We start from the raw sequence: 18,666 nt of genomic DNA on the forward strand, positions 1-18,666 counted from the left end.
GCCGCGGCAGGCAACGTTCGCCCCGTCGCGACGCCCGGCACGCCCTCTCGCAGCACCGGCCGAAAGCCCAAGTACGTCCAGTACGGGGGCTTCCGGCCGGCACTCCCCCAAGCTCTTCGAGCAGGGGGCACCCCCAGAGCACGCACCGGACGCCGCTCCTTCACGGGCAAACGTTGCCTGCCGCGGCACTAGTCGTCGGGGGCGCCCTGGCGTGGTGGGGAGCGCGCACTGCCGGCGGTCACGCCGGCAGCGCCGGTGCCTCCCGTCTCGGCCTCCTCGGGCGGTCGCCGCCCGGGCCGGGCCCGGGCTCGCCCGGTGGTCGCGCGGACGGCAGCCGGATCACCACGTCCAGGCCGCCGGTCGCGGCCTCGCGCAGGGCCGCCTCGCCGCCGCTGGCGTGGGCCAGGCGCTGCACCAGGGCGAGACCGAGACCCGTACCGCCCTTGGGGGCGCCCGGGGCGCGCCAGAAACGGTCGAAGGCGCGCATCCGCTGCTCCTCCGTCATGCCCGGGCCCTCATCGGTGACGTGCAGGTCGACCCAGCCCGGACGGCCGTCGCGCAACGCCCGCCGGGGCGGGGCCTGGAGCCGCGGCTCGATCGTGACGGTGCTGCCCGCCGGGGACGCCCGCAGGGCGTTGGACAGCAGGTTGTCCAGGATCTGCTCGACGGCCCCCGGCACCGCCAGCACCGGGACCGCGCTCCCCGCGAAGAGCACGAGGGAGACACCTTCTCGTGCGAACAGGGGCTGCCACGTCCGGTGCCGCTCCGCGCAGACCGCCCCCAGGTCGACACCGGCGGGGATCGCCGCGTGTTCCTCCAGCCGGGCCATGGCCAGCAGGTGCTCGACCATCCGGGCCAGCCGGTCCGTCTCCGTGACGGCGGCCGTGAGGCTGCCGCGGGCCCGGGCGGCGATTTCCGGCTCCAGGTTCTCCAGACGCAGCCGCAACGCCGCCAGGGGCGTCTTCAGCTGGTGCGAGGCCTCGCCCGCGAACGCCCGCTGGGACGCCAGCAGATGGGCGAGCCGGGCGGCGGTGTGGTTGAACGCGGCGGCCAGGCTGCGTACCTCCGGCGGGCCCTTCGTGATCGTCACCGGGGTGAACCGGCCGCCGCCCTCGGCCAACTCGTGTGTCGCGTCCTCCAGTTCCCGGATGGGGCGGCCGGCCCAGCGGGCGAAGGCGAAGCCGACCACGGCCACCGCCGTCAGCACGGCCAGTCCGCCCAGGGCGAGCAGCAGCCACACGTGGTGGACGCGCTCGTGCACCGTCCGGGTCGGCACCGTCAGCCACACGGCACCCACCGGCCGTGCCTCCTGCCCGACCGGCGCGGCCACTGACAGGTACTCCACACCGCCGATCCTCGACGTGCGTACGTCCACGGTCGAGGCGCCCCGCAGCGCCGCCGCGATGCCCGGCCGGGCGGCCAGCGAGCCGGACATCTCGGGGTCCAGCGGGTGCGAGGTGGCGAGCGGCGTGCCCGAGGCGTCGACGATCACCACCTTCCCGCCGATGCGCTCCGCACAGTGCGCCACCCGTGCGGGCAGGTCCTGCGCGGCCCGCCCCGCCGCGAGGGACAGCGCGGCGTACGCTGAGACCGACTCGGCCTCGTCCTTCGCCGCGTTGACGACCCGCTCCCGCTCACCGCGCGAGTAGACGAAACCCAGCGGGATCTCCAGGCAGAGCAGCACCAGTGCCGCGAGGCTGAGGTAGCTGAGCAGCAGCCGGCGGGTCACGGAGAGGCCACCTGCGCGGCGGGCTCCGTGTGCACCGACAGCCGGAAGCCGACGCCCCGCAGCGTCCTGATCCACGCCGGGTGCCCCAACTTGCGGCGGAGCGCGGCCACATGGACGTCCAGGGTCTTGGTCGGGCCGTCGTAGTGCGGGTCCCAGACGCGGTCGAGGATCTGCTGCCGCGAGTAGACCGCGCCGGGATCCTCACTGAGCAGCGCCAGCAGGTCGAACTCCTTGGGCGTGAGCGGGACGGGGGCGTCGCCGACCCAGACCTGACGGGTGCGGCGGTCCACGACGAGCGGGCCCGGGTCGTGCGGCGGGTCGGGGGCGGGGTCGTACGAGGTGGTCGCCGGGGGTTCGTAGGACAGCGTCGGGGCCGGTTCACGGACGGGGGCGGGAGCCGGTTCGTACGGCGGTGGCTCGGGAACGGCCCGAGCGCCCGGCGTCTCCGGGAAGCTGTGCCGGGCCCGGGGAGTACTGCGGTGCGTGCGGCGGGTCACCGCGCGCACCCGGGCGACCAGTTCCCGCACGCTGAATGGTTTCGCCAGGTAGTCGTCGGCGCCCAGCTCCAGCCCCAGCACACGGTCGGCCTCCTCGCCGCGCGCGCTGAGGATGACGATGGGTACGTCCGAGACCTGCCGGATGCCGCGGCAGACGTCGATGCCGTCCATGTCCGGCAACCCGAGGTCGAGCAGGACGACGTCGTTGTACGGGCCTCTCAGGCCGTCCGTCCCGGTGGCGACGTGGTCGACCGTCAGCCCGAAGTGACCGAGTCCTTCGGTGAGCGGCTCGGCGATCGTCTCGTCGTCTTCGATGAGCAGCACTCGTAGGCCCATGGGTCCTGTCTCTCCGTGAAACCGGCATGAAATCCGGGCAGCGTCAATTCGCATTCTGCCGCGGAGTCCACACGCTACAAGAAGACGCCGGATCTGGGAACGAGGGCAAAGAATGTTCAATTGCTGGCCGGGCTCTGGACTTTACTTAACCTTCCTCTGTAGGTCGGCGGTCTACGGTGGGGTGCATCGGATGAGCATCGGATGAAACCCCAGCTCAGGAGAGTACTTTGAAGGCTTTACTGGAGCGTGCCCGCGCGTTCAGGACGCGCGTCGATTTCGACAGCGGCGAATTTCGGAAACTGGCTGAAGGGCAATATCCGGAGGCGTTGTTCATTACCTGCTCGGACTCGCGTGTCATACCCGCGATGATCACGGCCGCGCGCCCCGGGGAGATATTCGAGCTCCGGAACGCGGGCAATATCGTGCCGCCTTACGGGCGGCCCGGGGCCAGTGGGGAGGCGGCCACCATCGAGTACGCACTGGAGGTGCTCGGGGTTCAGGACATCGTGGTGTGCGGTCACTCACACTGCGGTGCGATGGGTGCGCTGAAGTCCGGCGACGACCTGTCGGTACTGCCCGGCGTGGACGCCTGGCTCCGCATCGCCCGCCCCGAACTGACCTCGGTCCTGCGGACCGCGCCGGACGACCCGTCGCTGCCGGAGGTCTCCCAGGGCAACGTCGTCAACCAGCTCGCGGCCCTGCGGAGTTACCCCGTGGTGCGGCAACGCCTCGACTCGGGCCGACTCCGGCTGCACGGCTGGTACTACGAGGTCGACACCGGGTTCGTCTACGAACTCGGAGACGACGGCGACTTCCGGGTGCACGCCGCGTGAGCGGGGCACACGCCCGGGGGAGGACACGGCCGGGCCCGGGGGGCGGGCGAGCCGGGGGACTGTCGGGCGGCGAGGGCGGCTGGCGGATGGGTGGCCCGCCGACGGGGGGTACCGAGTGGGGGGCCGGTGCTTCGGGGGACACATGGGGCTGGCCGGCGGACGGTGGTTCGAGCGGTGGGGCGCCGGGGGATGCGCTGGGCGAGGCCTGGGCGGCAAGCGGGGGAGGCGGGGCCCGCGGTTCCGAGGGCTGGGGGACCGGCCGGCCCGCGGACGGCGATCGTGCGCGCACAGCGGGCGGTTCGGGCAGCTTCGAGGGGCCGGGTGTCGCGGATGGTCCGGGCGCTCCAGGCGCTCCGGGCGCTCCAGGCGGTCCGGGCGTCGAGGGCGGTGGTGTGGTCGGTGGGGTGATGCGCGCCGTGATGAGTGGCGTGAAGAGCCGTGGCGGCGGGGGTGCCGGGCGAGCCAAGGGGGACCTCGTCACCGAGATCACCGCCTCGCTCGTCGTCTTCCTCGTCGCCCTGCCCCTGTGCATCGGCGTCGCCGTCGCCTCCGGCGTCCCCGCCGAGCTCGGGATCATCTCCGGGGTGATCGGCGGCCTGGTCGTCGGCGCGGTCCGCGGCAGCACGCTCCAGGTCAGCGGCCCCGCCGCGGGTCTCGCCGCGCTGGTCGCGGAGACCGTCGCCGAGGTCGGCGTGGCGATGCTCGGCGTGATCGTGCTGTTCGCCGGCCTCCTCCAGATCGTCCTGGGCCTGGTACGCCTCGGCCGGATGTTCCAGGCCATCTCCGTGGCCGTCGTCCAGGGCATGCTCGCCGGCATCGGCGTACCGCTGATGTTCAGCCAGGCCTACCCGATGGCCGACGCCAAGGCCCCCGGCACCTCCATCGAGAACATGGCCGGGATCCCCGGCCTGCTGGCCGACGTCCTGACGAACCCGCAGGCGGTGATCGCCACGCTGCTCGGCGTCGCCACGATCGTGCTCAGCTTCGTCTGGAAGAAGGTGCCCGGGCCGGCCGGGAAGATCCCCGCCGCCCTGGTCGCCGTCGGCATCGGCGTGGTCGTCGCCGCGCTGCCCGGCGTCGACGTGAAGACGCTCCAGGTGGGCAACCTGCTCGACTCGGTGCAGGTGCCCGGCGCGGAGCAGTTCGCGGGACTCGTCGACGGGACGATCATCACCGCCATCCTCACCTTCACGGTCATCGCGTCCGCGGAGAGCCTCTTCACGGCCGCGGCCGTGGACCGCATGCACAGCGGTCCCCGCACCCGCTACAACACCGAGCTGATCGCCCAGGGCGCCGGCAACACCGTCGCGGGCATCCTCGGCGCGCTCCCCGTCACCGCGGTGGTGGCGCGCAGTTCGGCCAATGTCCAGGCCGGGGCCAAGACCCGGCTCTCCCGGACCCTGCACGGCCTGTGGCTGCTCGCGTTCGCGCTGCTGCTGCCGCAGGTGCTCGCGCTGATCCCGATCTCGGTGCTGGCCGGTGTCCTCGTGCACAGTGGCTGGAAACTGTTCGGGCCCGCCGAGTTCCCGAAGATGTGGCGGCAGGACAAGGGCGAGTTCGCGGTGATGACGCTGACCATGCTGGTCATCGTGGCGACCGCGCTGCTGGAGGGCGTGCTGTTCGGTCTCGCCGCGGGGATCGTGCTGGCCGCGCTGCGCATGTCGCAGACGGTGGTCCGCCAGCACGTCGAGCAGGACACGGCGAAGGTCGTCATGGCGGGCAACGCCACGTTCCTGCGGCTGCCGAAGGTGATCGACGCCCTGGAGGCGGCCGCGGCGTCCGGGAAACCCCGGATCCGCCTCGACCTGACCGGTGTGACCCATCTGGACCACGCCTGCCGCAACCAGGTCGAGGAGTTCACCGCGCAGCAGCGGGGACTGGGGCTGCGGGTGGAGCTGCTGATGCCGGGGGAGGCGTCGCAGGCCGGTTCCGAGAGGCCCGCGTTCGAGGCTCCGGCGGCGGCGCCGCTGCCGAGGCGTCCGGTCTCTGCGCCGGCGGGGGCGGCGGCCGAACCGCCGCCCTGGTCCACGGCCGACGCGGAGTGGTTCTACCTCGACACGCGTCCCCTGCCGGACGAACAGGCGCAGGCGCGTTCGCCCCTCGTGGGCTGACCCCGCGCGCAGCCGAACCCGCCGCGCAGCCGGACACGCCGTGCTCGCGGACATGCCACGGTGGCGTGCACACCCGACCGGGCGTGCGCGCCACCGCCTCGGTGCCGGGGGCCGGTTCAGCCGCAGCTGCCCGAGATCCACCTGTGGGAACGGACCTTGTAGGTACCGGCCAGGTTGCCGCCGTGCTGCTGCCGGGTGCAGCCGACACGGTCGGAGTAGTCGGCGCCCCGGTAGTACGCGACACCGCTGGAGCTGCTGGTGCCGGCGTTCCACACGGACTTCACGTTGGTCGTGGCGGCCCAGGAACACCGGACGGCACCGCTCTGCCAGTCGGGGTCGGCGACGTCCCACGAACACTTGCTGCCGGTGAAGTTGGCGCCGGTCCAGAAGCAGACGTGGCCGGACGCACAGTCCACCGCGGTGGGCGCGGCCGGGGCCGCCGACGCGGAGTTCGGCACGGCCAGGGCCGTGACGGCCGCGGCGCTGACGGCGAGCACCGCGAGCAGCGGGTTCCTACGGGTGTGCCGGAGTGCGGAAAGGCGCATGGGCCTGGTCTCCTCGGAGGTCGGGGCCGGTGGTGCGGACGGCCCGACGCTGGCAAGGCGGGACCCGGTGGGGCAAGGACGGCGGGGCCGGCTGGGATGCCGGGACGTCGTCCCACCGCCTGCCTGGCGCGTTCCACGACCGTTGGGACGGCCATGGGACGCCTTTGGTGGCACAGTGTCGGCACGAGACGCCCGACCAGCGTCCGTTGGGGAATCCGAGGGGGAGAGGCGTTGTCCGCATGCCCTGAGACGGAGCGGTTCGCAGCGCTGCTGCGTGCACTCAAGAGCCGGTCCGGACTGAGTTACGAGGCCCTCGCCAGGAAGTCCGGCCTGTCCGGTTCGACGTTGCACCGGTATTGCCGGGGCACGTCGGTGTCGCAGGACTACGGCAGCGTCCACCGACTGGCCACGGTGTGCGGTGCCACTCCGGACGAACTGCGCACCCTGCACCGGCTGTGGGCACTGGCGGACGCGGCGCGGGCCGCCGCTACCGGGCAACAGCCCGGCGCTCCGGCCTCCGCCGGCCCCTCCCACACCTCGGGCTCGGTCCCCGGGATCGCCGTGGCCCCGGACGCGCCCATTGACTCGTCCGGCGAACCGACCCCGACCCCGGACCGATCCGGCGAACCGGCCCCGGTCCCCGACCCGTCCGGTGAACCGACTCCGATCCCGGCCCGATCCGGCGAACCGGCCCCGGCCCCCGACCCGTCCGGCGAACCGGCCCCGGTTTCCGGCCGGAGCCACGAACCGCCCCCGTCGCACGACCCCGGCGACGCCTCCACCCCGGCCCCCCGCCGCAACGACCCGCCGGACCCCGAGGCGGGTCCGCGGCCCGCCGCACTCTCACGCCGGCGCCGGCTGCGTACCTCCGTCGTCGCCGCCGTGATCGTCGCCGCCGTCAGTGTCTCCGCCTGGGCCCTGACGAACGGCCGGTCGTCCTCGGGCGGCGGGCGCGACACCGGTGATGACCGGCCGTTGTTCTCGGCCGGCTGTCCGCCGGTGATCGCGATGGGCGAGCACGACGAGTGCGTGCGGGAGGTGCAGCGGCTGCTGCACGCCAAGGGCGCGGACATCGGTGTGGACGGGGACTTCGGGCCGCAGACGCTGCGCCGGGTCACGGCGTTCCAGGTGCTGGCCGGAGGACTGCAACCCACGGCGTGGTGGCGGAGCCGACCAAGAAGGCGCTGTACACCTCGCGGGTCCGGATGGACGTGTGGCCGCCGCAGAAGGTGCGGCAACGCGTGCGGGAGGTGTTCTGGGAGGTGCCCGACAAGGCGGTGGCCATCGCCGACTGCCAGTCCTTCCTCGACCCGCTGCACATCCTCCCCAACACCAACGGCACCCGGAACTGGGGGCTGTTCCAGATCTCCGACGCCCGGCTGAGCGAGCTGGGCGGCACGCCGCGCGATGCCCTGGACCCGGAGTGGAACATCCAGGCGGCCCGCACCCTGTGGAGCCGGGACCGCGACTTCGGCGACTGGCCCCACTGCGAACGCGCCGCCGAGGCACCCCGCTCCCCGGCACCCCGGCGCTCGCCCACAGCGGCACGGCCGGCACGCTGAACGTCGCCCGGGCGGGCACACGCGGAGACACCCCTCCAGGGAGGGGTGTCTCCGTACGCCGGTGTTCCTACGCCGCCCGCACCTTGTACGCCGTCACCCGGACCGACTCGTCGTCCAGGCACTGTCCGGACGTCAGGTCGAAGCGCTGCTTCAGGAGGGGCGAGGCGACGAAGGGGCGGCCCTGGTGGGTGCCGGTGAGGCCCCGGGAGAGGACGGCCGCGCCGGTGAAGGGGTCGCGATTGTCGATGGCGAACAGGTCGCCGGAGCGGTCGCGGAAGACCGCGGCCTGCCGGCCGTCCGGCAGCAGTGCGGCCACCCCGCGCCCCGGGAGCAGCGTGCTCAGGTCGCAGACCGTGAACCAGTCGTCGTCGAGGGCGAGTTCGATCTTGAGGTCGGTGGTCTCGGGTGCCAGGGTCATCGCTGGGCGCTTCCTTCCAGTACGTCAGCGGCGGGTCGCATGCCGATGGACAGCAGCGGCAGGTCGGGCTTCATCTGGTCACGCTCGGGCACGAAGGCGACGACCGGGTCCGGGGTGTCCGGGGCGTTCACGAAGGACACGAACCGGGCGAGCTTCTCGGGGTCGTTGATGGTCTCGGCCCACTCGTCGCGGTAGTGCGCGACATGCGCCCGCATCAGCTGCTCCAGCTCGTCGCAGATGCCGAGCGAGTCGTGGACGACGACGTCCCGCACGTGGTCGAGGCCGCCGGGGATCCGCTCCAGCCACGTCGAGGTGCGCTCCAGGCGGTCGGCGGTGCGGATGTAGAACATCAGGAACCGGTCGATCAGGCGGATCAGTTCGGCGTCCGACAGGTCCTGTGCGAGCAGGTCCGCGTGGCGCGGCGTCGCGCCGCCGTTGCCGCCGACGTAGAGGTTCCAGCCGTTCGCCGTGGCGATCACGCCGAAGTCCTTCGACTGGGCCTCCGCGCACTCGCGCTGGCAGCCGGAGACGGCCGACTTGAGCTTGTGGGGCGACCTGAGCCCCCGGTAGCGCAGCTCCAGGTCGATCGCCATCCGGACGGAGTCCTGGACGCCGTAGCGGCACCAGGTCTGGCCGACGCAGGACTTCACCGTGCGCAGCGACTTTCCGTAGGCGTGGCCGGACTCGAAGCCCGCGTCGACCAGCCGGGCCCAGATCAGCGGCAGTTGCTCGACGCGGGCGCCGAACATGTCGATCCGCTGACCGCCGGTGATCTTCGTGTAGAGGCCGAAGTCCCGGGCGATCTCGCCGATCACGATCAGCTTCTCCGGGGCGATCTCGCCGCCGGGGATGCGCGGCACGACCGAGTACGAGCCGTTCTTCTGCAGGTTGGCCAGGAAGTGGTCGTTGGTGTCCTGGAGGGCCGCCTGCTCGCCGTCCAGGACGTAGCCGCTCGCGCCGATCGTCGGGGCGAGCGAGGCGATGATCGAGCCGACGGCCGGCTTGCAGACCTCGCAGCCGTCACCGCCCCGGGCCTCCTCGCGGCCGTGCCGGTCCAGCAGGTCCTGGTACGTGGTGATGCGCAGGGCGTGGACGATCTCATAGAGCTCCTCGCGGGTCTGCCCGAAGCAGCCGCACAGGCCCTTGTCGACCTCGACGCCGCTCGCCTCCAGCTCGGCGTTGACGAGCTGGCCGAGGACCTTGACGCAGGAGCCGCAGCCGGTGCCGGCCTTGGTGCACTTCTTCACCTCGGGCACGGTCGTGCACTGGTGGTCGGTGACCGCGCCGCGGATCGTGCCCTTGGAGACGTTGTGGCAGGAGCAGACGATCGCGTCGTCCGGCAGGGCGGACGGGCCGAGCTGCACGGACTCCCCGGCCCCGGCCGGCAGCACCAGCGACTCGGGCGAGACCGGTGGGACGGAGCCGGTGAACGCCTTCAGCGTGCCGTACGCCTCCGCGTCGCCGACCAGGATGCCGCCGAGCAGCGTGCCGTCGCGGCCGATGACCAGCTTCTTGTACAGGCCCGCGCGGGAGTCGGAGTAGACGACGTCCAGGCAGTCCTCGGCGGTGCCGTGCGCGTCGCCGAAGGACGCCACGTCCACGCCGAGCAGCTTCAGCTTGGTGGACAGGTCGGCGCCGGTGAAGGACGCCTCGTCCGAGGCGATCGTCGCCGCCGCCGTCTCGGCCTGCTCGTACCCCGGGGCCACCAGGCCGTAGACCCGGCCGTCGGAGGCCAGAGCGCACTCGCCGATCGCGAAGACGTGCGGGTCGGCGACCGTACGGCACTGCTCGTCCACCGTGATGCCGCCGCGCTCGCCGACCGTCAGTCCGCAGTCGCGGGCCAGCTGGTCGCGGGGGCGCACACCGGCGGAGAACACCACCATGTCGGTGGCGAGTTCGGAGCCGTCGGAGAGCTTCATGCCGGTGACGGCGCCCTCGGAGTCGACCAGGATCTCCTGCGTGCCCACGCCCGTGTGGACGGTCAGGCCCATCTGCTCGATGGTGCGCAGCAGCGCGGCACCGCCGCCGTCGTCCACCTGGACGGGCATCAGCCGCGGCGCGAACTCCACGATGTGGGAGGTGAGTCCGAGGCCCTTCAGCGCCCCCGCGGCCTCCAGGCCGAGCAGTCCGCCACCGACCACGGCGCCCACCGTGGCCTTCGACTTGGCGTACTCTTCGATCGCGAGCAGGTCCTCGATCGTGCGGTAGACGAAACAGCCCTCGGCGTCCTTGTTCGGGACCGGCGGCACGAACGGGTACGAGCCGGTGGCGAGGACGAGCGTGTCGTAGTCGAAGACCTCGCCCGAGCGGGCGGTGACCTTCTTCGCGTCACGGTCGACGGAGACCGCCGGGTCGCCCACGTACAGCTCGATGCCGTGGCTTTCGATGAACTCCATGTCCGTCATGGACAGGTCGTCCGGTGTCTTGCCCGAGAAGTACGAGGTGAGGGCGACACGGTCGTAGGCCGGACGCGGCTCCTCGCAGAGGACGACCACGCGGTGCGTGGCGGTCAGGCCGCGCTCGGCGAGCGCTTCGAGGAAGCGCTGGCCGACCATGCCGTGGCCGACGAGCACGATCGTGGGGGTCGCCCCCGGGGTGGCCGTCATCAGGAGCCTCCATCGTTGGTGAGCAGGTGGAGCAGGGGGCCGCCGTCGGAGGGGAGCGGCTCTGCTCCCTCCCAGGCGCGGGCGAGCGCGCCGACGGTGCCGAGTTCGCCGACGAGGACCCCGCCGACGAGGCGGTCGTCGCGGACGACGACCTTGCGGTAGGTGCCGCGGGTGGCGTCGGCGAGCTGGACGACGTCGTCGCCCGGGAGCACCTCGGTCTCGCCGAACGCGGCGAGGTCGAACGGGCTGTCGTGCCCCGTGAGGGTGAGCCGGGTCAGCGAGCGTGTGCCGGTGTACCGGGCGCTCGCGTCCCCGGCCAGCAACTCGGCCAGCACGTCGGCCTGTTCGAGCGCGGGAGTGGCGAGTCCGTAGAGCACGCCGGCGTGCTGGGCGCAGTCGCCGACGGCGTGGATGTACGGGTCGGAGGTGCGCAGCTCGTCGTCGACGACGACGCCCTTGCGGACGTCGAGCCCGGCGGCCTGCGCGAGACCGACCCGGGGGTGGACCCCACAGGCGACGACGACCAGGTCGGCGTCGAGCGCGTACCCGTCGGCCATCTCCACCGAGCGGACCGCGCCCGCGACGCAGCGCACGTCCCGCACCCGGCACTCGGTGTGCACCTCGACGCCCAGGTCGATCAGATGCCGCTCGACGAGCTTCGAGGCGGCCGGGTCGAGCTGGCGTTCCATCAGCCGCTCGGACTGCTGGGCGAGCACGACCTGGGCGCCGCGCAGGGCGAGCGCCCGGGCCGCCGACACCCCGAGGAGACCGCCGCCGACGACGACGGCCCGCACGCCCGGCCGGACCGCCTTCGACAGCCCCAGGCAGTCGTCCATGGTCCGGAAGGCGTGGACACCTTCGGGCAGTTCGTGGTTCTCGGTGAACAGCCCCCGCAGCGGCGGCAGGACGGGGTTGGAGCCGGTCGCGAGGACGAGCCGGTCGTATGCGATCACCGTCCCGTCCGCGCAGGCGACGGTCCGCCGCTCGCGGTCGACACCGACGACCCGGCCGCGCAGGAGCCGCGCCGGCGTCGGCAGGGCGATCACCTCGGGGCTGTACCGTCCGGCCAGCACGTCGGCGAGCAGGACCCGGTTGTAGGGCCGGTGTTCCTCTTCGCCGATGAGCAGCGCGGGCGTGCCGAGCTCACCGAGCCGCCGGGCGAGCCGTACGCCCGCGAGGCCGGTGCCGATCACCACCACACGCTCATTCGAGGTCATGCACTCGAGCGTGCGGTGCGGGTGTTACCCGGCAGCATCACGTCTGTTTCCCGCGGGGAACGCTGCCCTCAGCGGGGGAGGAGGCCGTATGTGAGGGTTCCTGAGCTGGGGCGACAGCGGGCTGTGAGGGTTCCCCGGGTGCGGTGACAGCGGGCTGTGAGGGTTCCCGCGGTGCGGTGACTGCCGGTTGTCAGAGAGGCGGCGCAGGCCTCGCCTAGGGCCTCGATCATGCCCTGATATCACTGACCATGATCGCCCTGCTCTGGCTCGCGGCCCTCGCCGCCGGGTGGATCGACGCCGTGGTCGGTGGCGGCGGGCTGCTCCTGCTGCCGGTGCTGCATCTGGGAGTGCCGTCCGGCACGCCCGCCGCGCACGCCCTCGGCACGAACAAGGCGGTCGCCATCGTCGGCACCACGGGCGCGGCGGTGACGTACGCCCGCAAGGCCCCGGTGGACGTGCGGACAGCCGTCCGCATCGGGCTGGCCGCCCTCGCCGGGTCCTCCGCCGGGGCCTTCTTCGCGGCCGGGATGAGCACCGGCGTCCTCAAGCCGGTGATCATGGTGGTGCTGCTCGGGGTCGCCGCCTTCGTGATCCTGCGGCCCGCCTTCGGCACGGCACCGGCGACCGGCCCGGCAGGCCCCCGCCGCATCCTGGCCGCGATCGGCCTCGCGGGCCTCGGTATCGGCTTCTACGACGGCCTGATCGGGCCGGGCACCGGCACGTTCCTGGTCCTCGCGCTCACCGCGATCCTCCACCTCGACCTCGTCACGGCCTCCGCCACCGCGAAGATCGTCAACTGCTGTTCCCCCAAGCTCTCGGCTTCGCTCGAGCAGGGGGGACCCCCATCGCGGGCGCCCTCGCGACCTTCGCCCGGCAGGGTGCGGTCCTGTGGCAACTGGCCGCACTCATGGCCCTTTTCAACCTGGCGGGCGGCGCCCTGGGCGCCCACACCGCCCTGAAGCAGGGCAGCGGTTTCGTCCGCATCATGCTGCTGACCGTCGTCTTCGCCCTGGTGGGGAACCTGGCGTACGAGCAGTGGATCGCCTAGCGCCCTCGCAGGGCCAGCAGGTCGACCACGCCCGTCCCGTCCTCGTCCCCGTGCCCCTGCGCGAGCCTGCGTTCCATGAGCCGCATGTACGGCGTCAGCAGCTCCGGACTGACCCGCTGTTCCTCGGCCGTGCGCAGCAGCGTGGCGTTGCCCGCGACCTGCATCGCGAGGTTGGAGACGACACCGCGGGTGTAGTCGCCGCTCTGGAGCCCCTCGGCGCTCTGGTGCGCGGCCGGGGCCATCGCGGTGAGCCAGTCCACGAGCAGCGGTGCGAAGTCCTTCGGCGCGATGCCCTCCGGGCGGATCAGCGCGAAGGCGTGGGCGATGCCCGCGAACATGCCGCTCATCGCGCTCAGCAGAGCCACGTCGTGCAGCGCGGCGAAGCCCGGGTCGGCCCCGACGTAACGGGTGCCGGCCGGGACGGCGAGCGTCTCGCGGTGCTCCTCGAACAGCCCGGCGGAGCCGCTGTAGAACACGTAGCCGCCGGAGCCCGGGGCGCCGATCATCGGGGGGACGGCCATGATCCCGGCGCCCAGGAAGCGGGCGCCGCGTTCCTCGGCCCAGGCGGCACGTGCCCGGTCCTGGGCCGGGGTGCCGGTGGTGAGGTTCACCAGGTCCCGCCCGGCGAGTGCGGCCCCGTCGAGGGCCTCGCCCACGGAGGCGTCGTCCAGCAGGCAGGCGATCACGAGCCGGTTCGCGGCCACGGCCTCGGCGGCGCGCGCGGCGACGGTGGCGCCCTCGGCGGCGAGCGGCTCGGCACGGGCGGCGGTGCGGTTCCAGACGGTCACCTCGTGCCCGGCGGCCAGCCAGACACGGGCGAGGGCGGTGCCCATGGCACCGGTGCCGAGAAGAGTCAGAGGAGTACGGGGGGCAACTGCGGTGTCGGTCATGGCGTTTAGGCTCGTCGCAGGGGGAGCGCCCGCTCAAGTACGCACTTCGAAGTGGGTGGTTACTCCGGGGGAAGGGTGCAGGCAGCGCAAGGGGAGGGGCGGGCATGGGGACGACCGGGCGGCGGCCGGGGGCGTACGTGTGCGGGATCGACGCGGCGATGGACGTGATCGGCGGCAAGTGGAAGGTGCTGATCCTCTGGGCGCTGAACGAGCGGCCGTGCCGCTTCGGGGAGCTCCGCCGAGAACTGCCGGGCGTCACCGAGAAGGTGCTCGCCTCGCACCTGCGGGAGATGGAGTCCGACGGGCTGGTCCACCGCGAGGCGTACGACGAGGTGCCGCCGCGGGTGGAGTACTCCCTGACGGCCCGGGGCGCTTCGCTGAACCGGGCGCTGGAACCGCTGGGCGCCTGGGGGCGGACCCATGTCGTCGGTGTGTCACCGGCTGCCGGTCAGGTGGGCGAAGACGACGACGTTCCCCTGGTACCCGGTGCCGCGTGACCAGCCGCCGCCGCAGGTGATGACCCGCAGTTCGGGGCGGTGGGCGGCGCCGTAGACCTTCTCGTCGGGGAAGTTCGTCGCGGCGTACACCTCGACGGCGTCCACGGTGAACACCGCGACGCCGCCGTCCCGCCGGTCCACCTCGATCGTGCTGCCCCTGGCCAGGGCGCCGAGGCCGTAGAAGACGGCGGGGCCGTCGGCGTTGTCGACGTGCCCGGCGACGATCGCGGTGCCCCGTTCACCGGGGGTGGTGCCGGCCTCGTACCAGCCGGCGAGGTTCTCGTCCGCGGCGGGCGGCACGTCGAGGCTGCCGGTCCTCGTCAGGCCGAGTCCGGTCAGGGGCGCGTCGACCCGGATCGACGGGATGCGGATCCGGTCGGGCGGCGAAGGCGGCAGCGCGGGCACGCCGGGGCGCTCACCGGCCCGTCCGTCCGGTCCGGCGCCGCCGTCCAGCCCGGCCCGGGCCTGCGCGGCGGACGGCTGTGGCGGGGCGTGCGTCCCGGCGGCGTCGCGCAGCAGCCACACCCCCGAGCACAGGGCGAACACCGTGACGGCCGCCATGGCCGCGTTGGCGGGGCTGCGGACGCCGATGCCGAACCCGGGGACCCTGCGCATACCCACCCCTTTCTGAGCTCCGGCCCCGTACCCCCCTCCGGGCCGCGAGGGGCGTCGGACCCGGAGGGGGAGGGGACATGCGGTACCGGCGACGGACAGCGGAGGGTGCCCGTCAGATCCCGTCGCCTCTCGCCCGGCGATGCAGGAGCCAGGTACCGCCCGCGGCGGCGACGGCGAGGGCCGCCACACCGGCCGCGGTCTGCACGGGATCGGGGCCCAGGGCGCCGCCGACCCCCGTCTTCACACTTCCTCGGGGATGCACCTGCCCGCGCACCGGCGTCAGCGTGACCACCAGGTCCCCGGTGATCCGCCGGCCGCTGCCACCGCAGGTCGCGGTGATCTCGTACGTCCCCGGCTGCGCACTCGGCGGCACCCTGAACCGCCCGGTCGCGTCCTGCCCGTGTGCGTCCGGGACCAGGCTGAGGGAGCCCGCCCCGACCGCGCTGGCGTCACCCGTCACCGAGCCGCCGCCACAGGCCGCCGTGCGCACCGTGACCCCGCCCCCGGGCACGACCGACGCCGGGGACACCTCCAGACCGCCGCCGGACGTGCCGTGGGCGGGAGCGGCGGCGAGGGCCGCGGCGGCGACGGTGAGCGCGGTGGCGGTCAGCTGCCGGGCGGTACGTCGCATCGGTGCTCCTTCGAGCGGGTCGGTCGTGCGCCTGCCCTTCCGAGGTAACGGGCCGCGGGTCGACCGCGCGCCCTGAGGGAGCGTCAGAATTGGGGTGAACGGGTGTCAGGGGAAGGTGAACCGGGCTGCTCCTCACGGTCGTTTCGCCAGGTCACGGACCTCTCTTGGGGCGAGTCGGGGAAATGCGCGGCGTGCGCGTGTGAACGGGTGACCCCGGCGTACGCGTCGCCGCTTGACCTCAACAATGGTTGAGGTACGAGGCTGTGCGGCATGAACTCCACCACCACCGCATCAGCAGCCGCCGCGACCGACCCGCTCCGCCTGACCCTCGTCGTGGGCAGCAACCGGCACGGCCGCTTCGGCCCCGTCGTCGCCGACTGGCTCCTCACCTGCATCGGGGACCGGGACGACCTGGTCGCCGAGGTCGTCGACGTCGCCGAGGCCGCGCTGCCCATGTCCCTCGAACCCACCCCGGAGGCGACCGCCGCACTGTCCGGCATCACCCCGAAGCTGTCCGGCGCGGACGCCTTCGTGGTCCTCACGCCCGAGTACAACCACTCCTTCCCGGCGGGCCTGAAGAACCTCGTCGACTGGCACTTCACCGAATGGCAGGCCAAGCCCGTCGGCCTCGTCTCCTACGGCGGCCTCTCCGGCGGTCTGCGTGCCGTGGAGCACCTGCGTCAGGTCTTCGCGGAGCTGCACGCCGTGACGGTTCGCGACACCGTCTCCTTCCACAACGCCGGCGCCGCCTTCGACGACCGGGGCGCCCTGCGCGACCCGTCCGGCCCGGACGCGGCGGCGAAGACCATGTTCGACCAACTGGTCTGGTGGGGCAGGGCGTTGCGGGAGGCCCGGGAGCGGCGGCCGTACGGCGGCTGAGCCCGCGGAGCCCGCCGTGGACGCACACGCCCCGCGCGCCCGCGGCCCGTCACACCCGCGCCCGCCAGTCCCCGCCCGCGATGGCCCGCCCCCGGGCCCGCAGCCGTGCGGCGACGGCGGGCGCGGCCACGTACACCCACGCCCGCACGGTCTCCCCGTCCGCCGGCCGGACGACCTTCCGCTCGACGCGCACGTACAGACTGCGCGGATGCCCCGGTACGTACTCCTCCAGCCGGTCCAGCTCCGCGAGCAGCCCCGGGTACGTCTCGGGCAGCGCGGTCACCAGCTCCCCGCTCACCGTGCCGCCGCCCGGCTCCTCGACCGCGTAGGGGTAGCCCGGCCCCTCGTACAGCACCGCGTCCGTGAGGCTGCCCGGCTCCTCGGAGCGGGTGCGGCCGCGCAGGAAGAGGTCGTGGTTGACCTCCCCCGGACGGAGGGTGCCGTAGACGAAGAAAGGGAGGGTCACAGGAACGATTCTCCACCCTCACACACCTCCACAGCGGGGCTATGGACATGCCAGGTCCGTGCCGAATTTACTCGCGGTCAACATCAACGCCGCCCCCGGTCGACCCCACACGACCGGGTGCGCCCGTATGAGGAGACCGATGAGTCGGATACGTCATGTCCGCGGTTCCCGTCTCGCCCTCGCCGGTGTGGCCGTCACCGGCACCACCGCCCTGCTGGCCGCCGTTCTCTCCCCGTCCGCCGGAGCGGCCGACCTGCCGACCAGGTCGGACGCGATCGAGGACGCGGAGGCGGTGCTCGCCGACCGGGCCGGAGCCCTGGGCCTCACCCCGGCCCAGCGGACGAAGGTCCGGGACGTCGTCGTCGACGAGGACGGCACCCGGCACGTGCGCTACGACCGCACCTACCACCGGCTCCCGGTCCTCGGGGGCGACTTCGTGCTCCACCTGAACCCGGACGGCACCTACCGCGGGACGAGCCGGGCGACGAAGTCCCCTCTCTCACTGGCCGGCGTCACCCCGAAGGTGACCGCCCCCAAGGCCGCCGACCTCGCCGCGAACCTGCTGCGTGCGGCCCACCTCGGCGAGACCCTGGAGAAGCTCACCGCCAAGCCCCGGCTGGTCGTCGACGCCCTGCACGGCGCCCCGAAGCTGGCCTGGCAGACCGACGCGGTCGCGCACGACGAACGCGGCAACCCCGTCGCGCGCACCCTGCTGACCGACGCGACGACCGGTGCCCGCATCGACGCCTGGGACTCCCTGGAGTCGGCGTCGGGCGAGGGCAAGTCCCTCTACGGCGGCACGGTCCCGCTGGAGACGACCGCGTCCGGCTCGTCGTACCAGCTGAAGGACGCGACACGCGGCGGCACCTACACCGGCGACGCCGAGAACAAGACGGACAAGTGCCTGCTGACCATCTGCCTGACCCGCGCCCCCGCGACGCTCTTCACGGACGCCGACAACCAGTGGGGCACGGGCACGGTCGCCGACCGGACCACGGTCGCGGTGGACGCCCAGTACGGCACGGACGTCACCTGGGACTACTACAAGAAGGTCCACGGCCGCGACGGCATCGCGGGCGACGGCAAGGGCTCCTTCAACCGCGTCCACTACGGCAAGGACTACAACAACGCCTTCTGGGACGACAACTGCTTCTGCATGACCTACGGAGACGGCGACGGCAAGCTCATGGGCCCGCTGGTCTCGCTGGACGTCGCCGGGCACGAGATGTCCCACGGAGTGACGTCGAAGACGGCGGCGCTGACCTACTCCGGCGAGTCCGGCGGTCTGAACGAGGCCACCTCGGACATCTTCGGCACGCTGGTGGAGTTCCACGCGCAGAACGCCGAGGACCGGGGCGACTGGCTCATCGGCGAGAAGATCGTGCGCTCCGGCCTCGGTCGCGAGGCCCTGCGCTTCATGGACAAGCCGTCGAAGGACGGCAAGTCGGCCGACTGCTGGAACGCGAAGCTCGGCGACCTCGACGTGCACTACTCCTCGGGCGTCGGCAACCACTTCGCGTACCTGCTCGCGGAGGGCAGCGGCGCCAAGACCCTCAACGGTGTCGCCTACAACTCCCCGACCTGCGATGGCTCCACGGTGACCGGCATCGGCCGGGCCGCCCTGGGCAAGATCTGGTACCGCGCGCTGACGGTCTACATGACGTCCTCGACGGACTACGCGGCCGCACGCACGGCCACCTTGAACGCGGCGAAGGACCTCTACGGCGCCGACAGCACCGAGCAGAAGGCGGTGGCGGCGGCCTGGAAGGCCGTGGCCGTGAGCTGA

Annotated in this window: 16 protein-coding genes and 1 pseudogene; 7 read left to right on the forward strand and 10 right to left on the reverse strand. The window is 72.9% G+C overall.

The genetic code is table 11. The features are described 5' to 3' along the window. Window positions 1–238: 238 nt before the first annotated feature. Together ACFZDI_RS19140 and ACFZDI_RS19145 are read right to left on the reverse strand one after the other, a co-directional pair. Window positions 239–1,729 (reverse strand): ATP-binding protein, encoded by a 1,491-nt coding sequence (locus tag ACFZDI_RS19140; RefSeq protein ID WP_391251880.1) that lies wholly within the window; start codon window positions 1,727–1,729, stop codon window positions 239–241. Continuing rightward, window positions 1,726–2,562 carry a winged helix-turn-helix domain-containing protein gene (locus tag ACFZDI_RS19145; protein WP_391251882.1) on the reverse strand — a complete coding sequence of 279 codons (837 nt, stop codon included), beginning with the start codon at window positions 2,560–2,562 and terminating at the stop codon, window positions 1,726–1,728. Before ACFZDI_RS19145 ends, ACFZDI_RS19140 begins: the two co-directional genes overlap by 4 nt. A 227-nt stretch (window positions 2,563–2,789) precedes the next feature. Here ACFZDI_RS19145 and ACFZDI_RS19150 point away from each other — a divergent pair, with 227 nt between their 5' ends. Continuing rightward, complete coding sequence (locus ACFZDI_RS19150) at window positions 2,790–3,395, forward strand: carbonic anhydrase (protein ID WP_234848383.1); 606 nt, start codon at window positions 2,790–2,792, stop codon at window positions 3,393–3,395. A 419-nt stretch (window positions 3,396–3,814) separates the two neighbouring features. Then, window positions 3,815–5,506 (forward strand): SulP family inorganic anion transporter, encoded by a 1,692-nt coding sequence (locus ACFZDI_RS19155; protein WP_391251885.1) that lies wholly within the window; start codon window positions 3,815–3,817, stop codon window positions 5,504–5,506. A 116-nt stretch (window positions 5,507–5,622) separates the two neighbouring features. Here ACFZDI_RS19155 and ACFZDI_RS19160 read toward each other — a convergent pair whose 3' ends face one another. Further along, window positions 5,623–6,051 carry a peptidase inhibitor family I36 protein gene (locus tag ACFZDI_RS19160; protein WP_234850956.1) on the reverse strand — a complete coding sequence of 143 codons (429 nt, stop codon included), beginning with the start codon at window positions 6,049–6,051 and terminating at the stop codon, window positions 5,623–5,625. 1,160 nt (window positions 6,052–7,211) lie between these two features. Between ACFZDI_RS19160 and ACFZDI_RS19165 the strand changes: the two genes are divergently transcribed. Beyond that, entirely contained in the window at window positions 7,212–7,613 is a 402-nt protein-coding gene (locus ACFZDI_RS19165) for a hypothetical protein (protein WP_391251887.1), read from the forward strand. A 67-nt stretch (window positions 7,614–7,680) separates the two neighbouring features. Here ACFZDI_RS19165 and nirD read toward each other — a convergent pair whose 3' ends face one another. From nirD to ACFZDI_RS19180, 3 genes are read right to left on the reverse strand one after another with little or no spacing between them, the layout of a single operon-like run. After that, window positions 7,681–8,031, reverse strand: a complete 351-nt coding sequence (gene nirD / locus ACFZDI_RS19170; protein WP_234850819.1) for a nitrite reductase small subunit NirD — start codon at window positions 8,029–8,031, stop codon at window positions 7,681–7,683. Then, window positions 8,028–10,637 (reverse strand): nitrite reductase large subunit NirB, encoded by a 2,610-nt coding sequence (gene nirB / locus ACFZDI_RS19175; protein ID WP_391251890.1) that lies wholly within the window; start codon window positions 10,635–10,637, stop codon window positions 8,028–8,030. The genes nirD and nirB overlap by 4 nt, the downstream gene beginning before the upstream one ends. Beyond that, window positions 10,637–11,854, reverse strand: a complete 1,218-nt coding sequence (locus ACFZDI_RS19180) for an NAD(P)/FAD-dependent oxidoreductase (protein WP_234850821.1) — start codon at window positions 11,852–11,854, stop codon at window positions 10,637–10,639. Before ACFZDI_RS19180 ends, nirB begins: the two co-directional genes overlap by 1 nt. A gap of 248 nt (window positions 11,855–12,102) precedes the next feature. Between ACFZDI_RS19180 and ACFZDI_RS19185 the strand changes: the two are divergent. Further along, a pseudogene (locus tag ACFZDI_RS19185) lies at window positions 12,103–12,902 on the forward strand (sulfite exporter TauE/SafE family protein). On the opposite strand, the gene ACFZDI_RS19190 reads toward ACFZDI_RS19185, so the two are convergent. Then, a complete protein-coding gene (locus tag ACFZDI_RS19190) occupies window positions 12,899–13,792 on the reverse strand; it encodes an NAD(P)-binding domain-containing protein (RefSeq protein WP_391251893.1) in 894 nt (297 codons plus the stop codon). The pseudogene ACFZDI_RS19185 and the gene ACFZDI_RS19190 overlap by 4 nt on opposite strands. 104 nt (window positions 13,793–13,896) lie before the next feature. On the opposite strand from ACFZDI_RS19190, the gene ACFZDI_RS19195 reads away from it, so the two are divergent. Beyond that, complete coding sequence (locus ACFZDI_RS19195) at window positions 13,897–14,289, forward strand: helix-turn-helix domain-containing protein (protein WP_344368337.1); 393 nt, start codon at window positions 13,897–13,899, stop codon at window positions 14,287–14,289. Here the strand turns inward: ACFZDI_RS19195 and ACFZDI_RS19200 are convergent. Both ACFZDI_RS19200 and ACFZDI_RS19205 read right to left on the reverse strand, forming a co-directional pair. After that, a complete protein-coding gene (locus ACFZDI_RS19200; RefSeq protein WP_391251895.1) occupies window positions 14,227–14,904 on the reverse strand; it encodes a class F sortase in 678 nt (225 codons plus the stop codon). The genes ACFZDI_RS19195 and ACFZDI_RS19200 overlap by 63 nt on opposite strands. A 112-nt stretch (window positions 14,905–15,016) precedes the next feature. Beyond that, window positions 15,017–15,535, reverse strand: a complete 519-nt coding sequence (locus tag ACFZDI_RS19205; protein WP_234850716.1) for a hypothetical protein — start codon at window positions 15,533–15,535, stop codon at window positions 15,017–15,019. Between the two features lie 270 nt (window positions 15,536–15,805). Here ACFZDI_RS19205 and ACFZDI_RS19210 point away from each other — a divergent pair, with 270 nt between their 5' ends. Beyond that, on the forward strand, window positions 15,806–16,414 hold the full coding sequence (locus tag ACFZDI_RS19210) for an NAD(P)H-dependent oxidoreductase (RefSeq protein ID WP_391251898.1): 609 nt from the start codon (window positions 15,806–15,808) through the stop codon (window positions 16,412–16,414). 49 nt (window positions 16,415–16,463) lie between these two features. Here ACFZDI_RS19210 and ACFZDI_RS19215 read toward each other — a convergent pair whose 3' ends face one another. Continuing rightward, on the reverse strand, window positions 16,464–16,880 hold the full coding sequence (locus ACFZDI_RS19215) for a gamma-glutamylcyclotransferase (RefSeq protein ID WP_391251900.1): 417 nt from the start codon (window positions 16,878–16,880) through the stop codon (window positions 16,464–16,466). Between the two features lie 139 nt (window positions 16,881–17,019). Here ACFZDI_RS19215 and ACFZDI_RS19220 point away from each other — a divergent pair, with 139 nt between their 5' ends. Then, entirely contained in the window at window positions 17,020–18,666 is a 1,647-nt protein-coding gene (locus ACFZDI_RS19220; RefSeq protein WP_391251901.1) for a M4 family metallopeptidase, read from the forward strand.

This window comes from Streptomyces sp. NPDC007907, assembly GCF_042959365.1.
In the GTDB taxonomy this organism is placed as follows: Bacteria; Actinomycetota; Actinomycetes; order Streptomycetales; family Streptomycetaceae; genus Streptomyces; species Streptomyces indiaensis.

Coding starts and splice junctions, on each gene's coding strand:
- ACFZDI_RS19145 (WP_391251882.1), bottom strand. CDS start 2,562: ATGGGCCTACGAGTGCTGCTCATCGAAGACGACGAGACGATCGCCGAG.
- ACFZDI_RS19155 (WP_391251885.1), top strand. CDS start 3,815: ATGAGTGGCGTGAAGAGCCGTGGCGGCGGGGGTGCCGGGCGAGCCAAG.
- ACFZDI_RS19160 (WP_234850956.1), bottom strand. CDS start 6,051: ATGCGCCTTTCCGCACTCCGGCACACCCGTAGGAACCCGCTGCTCGCG.
- nirD (WP_234850819.1), bottom strand. CDS start 8,031: ATGACCCTGGCACCCGAGACCACCGACCTCAAGATCGAACTCGCCCTC.
- nirB (WP_391251890.1), bottom strand. CDS start 10,637: ATGACGGCCACCCCGGGGGCGACCCCCACGATCGTGCTCGTCGGCCAC.
- ACFZDI_RS19180 (WP_234850821.1), bottom strand. CDS start 11,854: ATGACCTCGAATGAGCGTGTGGTGGTGATCGGCACCGGCCTCGCGGGC.
- ACFZDI_RS19190 (WP_391251893.1), bottom strand. CDS start 13,792: ATGACCGACACCGCAGTTGCCCCCCGTACTCCTCTGACTCTTCTCGGC.
- ACFZDI_RS19195 (WP_344368337.1), top strand. CDS start 13,897: ATGGGGACGACCGGGCGGCGGCCGGGGGCGTACGTGTGCGGGATCGAC.
- ACFZDI_RS19200 (WP_391251895.1), bottom strand. CDS start 14,904: ATGCGCAGGGTCCCCGGGTTCGGCATCGGCGTCCGCAGCCCCGCCAAC.
- ACFZDI_RS19205 (WP_234850716.1), bottom strand. CDS start 15,535: ATGCGACGTACCGCCCGGCAGCTGACCGCCACCGCGCTCACCGTCGCC.
- ACFZDI_RS19210 (WP_391251898.1), top strand. CDS start 15,806: ATGAACTCCACCACCACCGCATCAGCAGCCGCCGCGACCGACCCGCTC.
- ACFZDI_RS19220 (WP_391251901.1), top strand. CDS start 17,020: ATGAGTCGGATACGTCATGTCCGCGGTTCCCGTCTCGCCCTCGCCGGT.